Raw genomic sequence first — 9,965 nt, forward strand, 5'->3', positions numbered from 1 at the left:
CAAATATATTTTTTAGTAAGCACTTATCTATTTCAGGTTGGTGTAATATCTAGACTGGATGATGCTTGATGTTTTAATCTGTGATGCTCCATAGTTAAAGATAGAGATGTTGTTAAATACATCAACCAATTCCAACTAGGAACCAACAATCTAGCCTCAGATATATTAAGGATAATAATAATTACCAACATTTGCATTGGCCAATAATCTTCTGGTTTTTTTGCTACAAATATAACTCGATTAAGTGCCATAATAAAAAACCGAATAAAACCAATAGCAAAAATCAAGAAACCACCAATTCCTAAATCGAGTATTATCTCTAAAAATCCATTATGAGAATTACTCGCCCATTCATGGGTCAATCGAATATTAGAAGCAGATGGACTATCCCAAAACCCAGCATATCCATAGCCATACCAAGGTCTTTCGAGGATTTTATTTAATACAGGTTCCCATAGGTCAGTACGTCCACTAAAAGTAAGGTCTTTACCTGATGCGCCAACTATATTTTCTGCGTTACCTAGAATCAAAATGGAAGTACTAATTAATAATATTAAAACAAAACTAATCGTAATTATTTGTAATTTATAGTTATTATTTTTGCTAAGTTTGTATAAAGGTAAAAGAGATATCATTGTTACAACAATCATTAAAGAAGTTGTAGAGCGAGAAAGAATAATTAGGCAAATCGAAAACCCAACTATTACTAATCTTAGCCAGCGATGTCTAGACTCACTGAGAGCTAAATGCAAAGAAATTCCCGCACACCAAGCCATCATATATCCCAGTTCATTTTTATGACCAAAAATTCCACTCCACATCCCGGCTAATTCTGGTGTGACATGAATTCCTCCAAAACTTGGAATTAAAGGGAATATTATCGATAAAACTGCTGTTATCCCCAATGTAAAAGCGCTGAATCTCATTTGTTCTTGGAGGGTGTAACGCATTGCTAAATAAATAGCCAGCAAATATATTCGAATTAGACCTCGAATATAAGTTAAGCTCGAAGCCATATCTGCTGACCATAAAGCAGAAAATAAAATTACTACTAACAGGAAAAATTGAAATATATTTTTACTACCAACATATGCAAAGCCTTTCCAGTAATAGATGATTAAAATAGATAAGATTAAATATGAAATCATATTTAATAATTGATCTACAAATGCACCCCCGAGGGGAGTTGGTGAAATTTCTATTGCAGGTTTGATCGCAAGAGCGCCAACAGAAATTAGTATTAGTAGAATTGTGGCTGGTTTTTCAAGTTGCTGAAATTTCACTTATTCACCACCTATCATCAATTCATTTGGATAAATTATTATCAGCAGTTAATTATTTTTTTATCCTGAAGTATTTTCTTCAATTTTTGTTTAAATATATCCAATCTAGTTGCACCATATACTGTCTTTTGGATAAACCTATCTGCAGGTAAATTCCGGACAATAAAAGGTGGATGTTTTAAAGGAAATTCTACTGCTTCTGTAGGAAGATTAATAAATGAAACATCCTGATTAAAGTTAAAATTAGTTGCATCTGCACCGAGACCAACATTTTGAACTAAATTTACATTCGGAATAACATTTAACCCACCCTGCATCCAACAAGCAAATGTCCATTGATAATCCCAAGTTATACCCATAGGATTTTCATAAATTGAGTCAAAAATACTTTCCCAATAGCTAACTGCTTTTGAGTCATTTAAAATGCTATCTAAAATATTAGATTTCTTGACTTCTTGCCATAATTTAATATGTAGATCGTAATTTTTCCAAGCACGTCTCCAACTAGCCCATCCCCAACAGTGACTGTAGGATGAAAAGTAATAACTATAATCAGTGCGTTTTTGTCCTAATTGAGCATTTTGACCTGCAATCGAAGTAATTCTAGAGTCATTTCGATATTTTTCTAATAGTTCTTCACAAAACTGGAAAAATGTAATGTGAGGGATACAATCATCTTCTAAAATTATTGTTTCTTCTACATTTTCAAATACCCAATCTAAACCACTGGAAACTCTGCGAGCACAGCCTAAATTAATTTCAGAGTAGTTCTTAATTACTTCACAATCCCAGTCTACTTTTTCAATAATTGCTCTTGTCGCTGCACATTTTTCTGCTTCACCTTCGCGCTCGTGACGGGGACCATCAGCAACTACAAATAGTTTCTTAGGTTGAATTTGGCGAATTCTTTCAAAAACTTTTACGGTGGTATGAGGACGTTTAAAAATAATAAAAGTAATTGGGGTTTCTAATTGTTTAGCCATAATAATTTATCTCTATTTTGCAAAAAAAATATTTCATTTAAGTAAGTAGGTGAGAAAAAAGTAAACTATGTAAATMAATATAAAATATCTGTATTTGTCTCGTGGTAGCGCTTTAGCGCTAAAGTSCTATTACAAACAAGTTATGATTTTTATTACTAACATAATTGTATAATCATTGTATAAAATAGATTATTTTGAGTTTGACTGATTCTAATCTCATTGATTATGATGTATCCATTAAATTAAACATAAATATAAATTTAAAATTAGACTTAAAAAATTAATAAAAAACCTCGATAATATTTTTAAAAACTCATATTTAAAGAAAATATCATTTATTATTATTTAATAATTAATTAGGAGAAAAAGGTAAAAAAGAGTGAATTTGAATTTTGAATAATTTGTGCGTCCTTCGATCCACAGCATTACTGAAGAAAGCAGCTACAGCTTGAGATACAATAGTCGCGATCGCAGCACCGACTCCCCCATATCCGGGAATTAGTAAAAAATTCAGGATGACATTAAGAATGGCTCCAAATAAAGTTTTACCAAGGGAAACATGGTTTAACTTTTCTGCAACAAACCAAGGTGATGTTGCAACACCCATAAATACAAATAGAGAAGCCCAAATATGAACTGCTAATATTGGTCCAGCATTTGCATATCCACTCCCAAACATAATCGCAACGACATATTTAGAGAGAAATGTCATGGGAATCGAAATCATCAGAGAGATATATGTCAATAAGCGCAATAATTGTCCAATCCGCTTATAGTAATGATATTCAGATTTTTCTTTGGCTGCATATATGCTAGGAGCAAGAGAAGACACTATGGTAGTGGGAATAAAATACCACAGTTCAGAAATACGCACAGCTGCAGAATAAATCCCAACTTCACCATCACCCTTCATTTGACCCAACATAATCTGATCGATTTTCATAAAAATCAGAATCGCAAATCCGGAAAATATCAGCGGGAAACTTTCTCGAAGCAGACTTTTTGCTGTGCTTAAATTCCACCTCCAATTCCATAATCTGGAAAATCCTCGGATGTGATAGATAACCATTAAAGCGATCGCACCGATGACAATCTCTCCAAGGGTCACCCAAGCAAACGCTATTAATGACGCTTTGCTTAAAATGAGCGCCACCTTTATTAAAATACTCAGTAGATAAGCAATATTTTTTGCAATTACACTGTATTTTGATTGAACTTGTGACTGAAACCATAGGTCAATCGTATCAGCAGATCGGAAAATTCCAGTTATAGCTAATATTGTCACTAGCCATATCGTCAGTATTTTATTGGTTTCCAGGAAAAGGATACTTCCCACGACTAATAGAACAGAAACAATTCCACCTATGAGCTTTAAACCAAAAGTGGTTCCTAAAATCTCTTCCTTATTAGATGATTCTCGCACCAGATGACGTATGACAACATCATCTAAACCCAAAGTGAAGATTGGTGTAAATAAACTAACAAAAGCTAACCCATAATTTAAGATACCGTATTGTTCGGTTCCTAAATAACGCGCTACCCACACCCCAACAAACAAACCTGCACCCATGCGCAGCATGCGATCGGCGAATAACCATCCTGTATTACTAAGAATTGTGCGTAGTTGAGAACGGGATTTAAGTTGGGATAGGTTAGGAATTTTCACTCTTCTAAGCATTATTAAATTAAGATTATTTTGAATTTTTAAATTATTTTCAATTTTGAATTTTGAGAATTTAATTTTCCAGCTTTCAAAACCTCAAAAAAATATATAAATAATAAAATGATGCCTTTTAATTTCCAATAAATATTTTTTTCTAATAAGAATATAATTTTTAAATATAAACTAAAGTCTTTAATTTTAGGGCAAGGTATTGTTTTTAATTCATTCAGGGAATAATGAGCTAAGAGTAGTGGTAAATTTAAACTATTTTTTTGCATTAAATAGTTAAATATTGCCGAGCGTTTTAATAATCTCTTATATTCAAAACTAATATTTTTGCCTGAAGATTTACTATTATGGAAATTATTACTTTTATGGATTCTATACATTACCAGTGGTTTGGATATATAAAACTTTTTAGCCCCAACGACAGAAGCTCCCCAGACAAGACAATCATCAGCTCTAACGCGCCAGTCATCTATATACGGAATAGGTAAAATCTTATTTGCGATTTCTCTACGCATTGACAATGTTGAAGTAATCGAACCGATCCATTCTCCTAAACATAGAGTTTTAAGTACTGAATAACCCAAATCTAGATCCGATTCATCTTCTAGAAATATTCCTTGTTCTACTCCAAATTTTTGATAAGCACAAAATAAAAAATCACACTCCCGATTGCGTTGATAAAAATTTAAAGCATATTCTAAATATTTAGACTCATATGTATCATCTGCATCGAGAAAAAATATTAAATCGCCAGTCGCAGCAATAAATCCTTCATTAAATGAAGATAGTTGTCCTTGGTTTCTATCTTTTAAGATATACTTAAAGTTATCTTTATGGGAAAATTTAGTAATAATTTCTACAGAATTATCTGTAGATGCATCATCAACAATAATAATTTCGTCAAAATTAACGGTTTGATTTAAAGCACTATTAATAGCCTCCGGTAGAAAATATGCATAATTATAGTTATTAATTAAACAAGTTGTTTTCATCTTTTTTCTATTTTGAATTAATATCTTCGTTTTTGTGAATAACTTTGAATATAGTTTGTTTGATTAATGAGGCTTCATTTAATGTTGTAGCTGAATCAATAGCCTCTTTGGTGTAATACAAATTGCTATTTGGTTCGCTTTTCAAATTGACGCCGTTGATAACTATCCCTAAAACTTTCTGGTTTGACTGAGTTAAATAATCCTTAGCCGCATTTGCACTATCTAAATCAACCACACCAGGACGTACAACTAGCAAGATACCGTCTGTTAAATCGCTTAATATCGCTGCATCTGCAGTTCCTACCACTGCTGGAGTGTCAAAAATTACTAAATCGTATTTTTGGGTAAAGTTGCTTAATAATGTAGCCATTCTTTGAGAGTCAAGTAATGCAATAGGATTAGGAGGTAAGACCCCAGAAGAAAGCACATCTAAGTTGGATGTAACCTCTGTTACAGCAGCATTAATATCAACATGGTCAACGATAACGTTACTTAGACCGATCGCATTAGTCAATCCCCAGGTATGATGCTGGATTGGATGACGCATATCTGCATCTACAAGCAGTACGCGACGTCCCAAACTAGAAATTGTTAATGCTAAATTTGCTGCGACTTCCGATTTTCCCTCTCTGCTCACAGAACTTGTCACAACAATACTTTTTAGCTGACTATCAGAACACAAAAATTTTAAATTAGCTTGTAATATTTGATAAGCATTTCCAACTGGAAATTGGGGAATATCTTTACCAATAATTCGAGGAATAGACCTATTAACTCCGGCGATAGAAGAGCTATTTTTATGATTCTTACCCGATGCAGGAATAACCCCAAGAACCGTGTATTTCAATACTTCTTTAGCTTCTCTAACAGTCTTAACTGAGCGATCTATTAGATCTAAACCAAATGCAGCAATTAGACCTAAGAGTATACCCGCAGCTGTTCCACCAATAATAAAGGGAACTTTTCTTGGTCCTTGGGGTGCATCAGGTATTAAAGCAGCAGAAATGATCCGTGCATTGGGAATTCTTTGATTCTCCGAAACTTTAATTTCCTGGATTTTGGTTAAAAGCGTTTCGTAGGTTGATTGTGCTGCTTTGACTTTGCGTTCTAGTTCGCGTTGGTTTTGTTCTAGTTGTGGTAGATAATTAGCTCTTCGCTTATAGGTATATAACTTATTTCTGAGTTTAATAATTTGTTGCTCCAAACCGAAACGTTCTGCTTCCACGCGAGTAATTTCAGCAATTAAACCCTGTCGTATTTCTCCAATTTGTAAATCTAAATCTCCTGCTTGAAACTGTCCGTCAGTACCTGCGACTTCAGCTGTTCTTTGTTGAAGAATATTTTTGAGAGCTTCTAATCTTTTTTGTTGTGCGACGACACCAGGATGTCCTGCTTTAAAACGAGTCTGCTCTAGTGCTAACTGACTTTCAGCTTCTTGAATTTGAGCAAGTATTTTTTGTACTCCTGCTGTTTGGCTTAAATCTGCAGATATAACTGCTTGCTGTGGTTCAACTTTAGCGCGATCGCTTAAAACTGCTAATCGTGCAGTAAAATGAGCTAGTTGGGCTTGGACCTGAGATATCTGTTCTTCTAACTTAGTTATCGTTCCTACAGCTGCTTGGGCTTCTTCCTCTAATGCAATAATCCGATTTTTCTCTTTGAAGCGTCGTAATTCTAATTCTGCTTCTCTTACTAATTTTCTTGCTTTTGGTAGTTCTTTGGAAAGAAATTTGCGTGCTGTTTTGGCTTCAGTTTGATTTGCTGCAACATTCTGTTCGATATATTTATCAATAACTGTATTGACTACTTTGGCTGCTTTTTCAGGATCTGGATTGCTATAGGAAATTAATAAAACATCACTACCCTTAACTCCTTCAACATTTAATTCTGCAGCTAAAGCATTGATCGGTACAAGTTTTCCTTCTTTATCTCTAAAATCGAGCGCGCGAATAGTTTCTTGAAGTACGGGATTTGATGTTACTATCCTGGCTTGAGTATCTAAAGGATTATGGTTTTGGGTTAAAGCTTCTAAGCGTCCTAATTCTTCTGATAATCCCGTCAAGGAAGACGTCCGATTACTTTTGATCATTACGCTTCCCTCTGCTCTATAGGTAGGTTCGAGAGAAAAAGCATACAATGAAGCTCCTGTTACCGTAAGGGCGATCGCGCCCAAAGCAGGTAACCAACGACGTTTTATAACTTGTAAGTATTTTTGAATATCTATTTCTTCAATATTACTTATAGTTTCCATATTCGTAGTTATAAAAATATATAACGTTGAGAATTTATATAATTGGCAGTATAAATTCAGTAATTTCAGGCAGACAATGCAATTAAAACATGTCCACTTAAATTGCAATCTATAATTGAGAGACTATAAATAGTTCAGACAAGCTTAAAGTTTCGTGAAATAAAGAAAATAATAAAACCTATCTGAATCTAAAATAATTACTTTAAAAGCTTTAGTACATTCGTTTAGACACTCGGATTAAATGACAAATATTTAAATAAAATTACTCGTAATTGGATATAAGTATTGAGGGTACAGATGCTGTAATTAATTAATATGAAACAATTCCGATAGTAACAGATTTTAGTATGAATTTAATATACATAAAACTGTAGTTAAATAGCTAGAAAGAGATTTTTTGTGATATATTCAACAAATAACCTAGCAATAGAAATCAGTAAGTATTTACGGCTATTTTATATATAAAAAAGAACCGATTAATATATGACTCCCTTATTTTTATAACTTATAAGCAAAATTTTATATTTAATTCATACATTATACAATTGGTAAAATGCAATATAAAGTCAAGTCAAAAGGGCTACAAATTATATGATATTTCTAGAAAAAAATTATGGACACACCATTAAATGTAATTCTAGAAAGAAAATTAGGTATCAAATAACTAAAATCAAAATATTTTTGAATGATACCTTAACTACTTAGTTCCTTAAATCAGGATCATAGGAAACAGCATATAACAGGCAAAAATGTAAATCAACTGAAACAACATACTTTACATGAAATTTACTTGTATTTACGGTTAGCTTTATATTGTTATAAATAATACTATTTTACGACTCCAAGGAATTTTCTAAACCTCTTAATAAATTATCTGTGTTTTGAGCTTTTGAAATTATTTCCCCTGTAGTATTTAGTTATTTAATTTGTAAAAACAATCGATTGGAAAAAGAATAATTGTAGATTTATTCATAGATTCATTTTCCCATAAACTCTGTAGAGACGCGACATGTTTCCCTTCAGGAACGCTAGCAAAATCTCATCTCTACAACACCTCAGAATTAATGGGACAGAGCAGTTGTTTGTTGATACTTGAATTATTAAGCATAAAAAATATCTCAAGCTTATAATTTCATTATCGAGTAATCGTAAGCTTTTAACACCATGCTAACATCATTTGTATTAATTTGAAACGAAGAGAAGGCAGAGAATAAATGATGACTAAATCTTTCTGCTTGCTAAGCAGTATTTGTTTGTGTTTATTTTTAACAGTTGCTTGTCAATCGCAAAACTTTGATAACGAACTTGCAACTAAACAAAAAAATCTTCCCGTTTCCTATTCCTCAAACGTTCTGAATATTACATTAATTCAACATGATTCCTGTCCTTGGTCCTATTTTTGGTGTGTAGTTGAGAAGGGTATAAATGATGCAGCAAAAGATCTAAAAGTTAATGTTAAGCTTTTACGTCCTAGTGAAACTCCTTATAAACCATCAGAACAAAAGGAATTGATAGAGAAAGCTTTGAAAGACAACCCTGATGGGATTGGAGTAACTCTAACAGACCGAAAACTTTTTCGAGAACCTTTAACAACATTTCTGGAGGATCACCAGGACGATCGCAAAAGCAGAATTCCAGTAATTGCTTACAATGCAGGTAATAGTCCAGATAAAGATGATATTCCATACGATATCTACATCGGACAAGATGAAGAAAAAGCTGGTTATGAAGCTGGCAAAAAATTAGTTGAGCTAGCGAGACTGAAGAGTAGTGGTAAAAGAGGTGTTTGTATTAATCACCAAGAAGATACTGAAAATTTGCAAGCCCGTTGTCGAGGTTTTGAAAATGCATTAAGAGATGAGGGTATACCGTATTTCACTATCATAACTAAAGATAATCCTAAAAATATCAAAGAAGAAATAGAAAAGGATTATCAAACCCATAAGAATACAGATATTGTTTTGTCATTAGGACAAATTGGTGCTGCTCCGTTTTACGAATTTATGGAAGATAATAAATTAGAATCAAGTCAAATTTTCCATGCAACTTTTGACTTGAGTAAAACAATTATCAACAATATTGAAAATGGAAGAACTTTATTTGCTATAGATCAGCAACCATATCTACAAGGATACATGGTAGTGCAATGGTTGGCACTAATAAAAAACCATAATTTTACTCCACCAGGAAAGGTGATTTCTACCGGACCAAGTTTTGTTGACAAAGATAATCTTGATAAAGTTAAACAGCAAGTAGGTCAATATCGTTAAAAGAGTTCTTTCTTCTAAGCGCGTGTCATAGGTATTGCGTCTCCCTTAGGGATATAGCGATCGCCGGATATTGCGATTACTATGTCCGTTAGGACATGCTGCGCTAATATTATTCGTCCGACTTTGAGAGGAATATAACGCACTAATTTCTGCTGAATTCTATTTAATCCCAATTCATCTGCTCTTCCTCTCTTTTAGCTTTGTTATAGCTGTACTAAATGATTGACTATTAAAGTGACGACGCTTTAGCATTGAAAACTCATAACTGGTTTGACCAGTTTTTTAATAAATCTGTAGTCTTGTTCTACTATCTTGTTGAGATATTTATTTTGACGTAATTCACAATCTTCTGTTAAAAGTTTATCTTGGTTTTATCAATATAAAACCTTTGCTATATCTATTTTAGCTGTAATGATTATTCTTGCTATAATACCAACTCTATGTGAAGTTGCATATAACTGTAGAATAAAGAATGAAGAAATAAAAGAAGCAAAAGCGAACAATGGGGCGTCCC

7 protein-coding genes are annotated in these 9,965 nt (G+C 33.0%); 1 reads left to right on the top strand and 6 read right to left on the bottom strand.

The genetic code is table 11. The annotated features are described in order from the left end of the window. Positions 1 to 32 precede the first annotated feature (32 nt). From BC008_RS28095 to BC008_RS28115, 5 genes are all read right to left on the bottom strand, one after another. Positions 33 to 1,283, bottom strand: coding sequence for an O-antigen ligase family protein (locus tag BC008_RS28095; protein ID WP_027844618.1), 1,251 nt, complete (start codon positions 1,281 to 1,283; stop codon positions 33 to 35). Between the two features lie 41 nt (positions 1,284 to 1,324). Beyond that, the gene (locus BC008_RS28100) at positions 1,325 to 2,266 is read right to left on the bottom strand and encodes a hypothetical protein (protein WP_027844619.1); all 942 of its coding nucleotides are present in this window, start codon (positions 2,264 to 2,266) and stop codon (positions 1,325 to 1,327) included. A gap of 352 nt (positions 2,267 to 2,618) precedes the next feature. After that, entirely contained in the window at positions 2,619 to 3,944 is a 1,326-nt protein-coding gene (locus BC008_RS28105; protein WP_027844620.1) for a flippase, read from the bottom strand. A gap of 26 nt (positions 3,945 to 3,970) precedes the next feature. Next, complete coding sequence (locus BC008_RS28110) at positions 3,971 to 4,930, bottom strand: glycosyltransferase family 2 protein (RefSeq protein WP_027844621.1); 960 nt, start codon at positions 4,928 to 4,930, stop codon at positions 3,971 to 3,973. A 7-nt stretch (positions 4,931 to 4,937) separates the two neighbouring features. Beyond that, positions 4,938 to 7,181: a GumC family protein gene (locus BC008_RS28115; protein ID WP_027844622.1), complete on the bottom strand. Its 2,244-nt coding sequence runs from the start codon at positions 7,179 to 7,181 to the stop codon at positions 4,938 to 4,940. A 1,214-nt stretch (positions 7,182 to 8,395) separates the two neighbouring features. On the opposite strand from BC008_RS28115, the gene BC008_RS28120 reads away from it, so the two are divergent. Next, positions 8,396 to 9,451 carry a sugar ABC transporter substrate-binding protein gene (locus BC008_RS28120; protein WP_082650652.1) on the top strand — a complete coding sequence of 352 codons (1,056 nt, stop codon included), beginning with the start codon at positions 8,396 to 8,398 and terminating at the stop codon, positions 9,449 to 9,451. 14 nt (positions 9,452 to 9,465) lie between these two features. Here BC008_RS28120 and BC008_RS49750 read toward each other — a convergent pair whose 3' ends face one another. Beyond that, on the bottom strand, positions 9,466 to 9,624 hold the full coding sequence (locus BC008_RS49750) for a hypothetical protein (protein WP_161938168.1): 159 nt from the start codon (positions 9,622 to 9,624) through the stop codon (positions 9,466 to 9,468). Between the last annotated feature and the right edge of the window lie 341 nt (positions 9,625 to 9,965).

Origin of the sequence: Mastigocoleus testarum BC008, from assembly GCF_001456025.1 — a bacterium.
Classification (GTDB): Bacteria; Cyanobacteriota; Cyanobacteriia; order Cyanobacteriales; family Nostocaceae; genus Mastigocoleus; species Mastigocoleus testarum.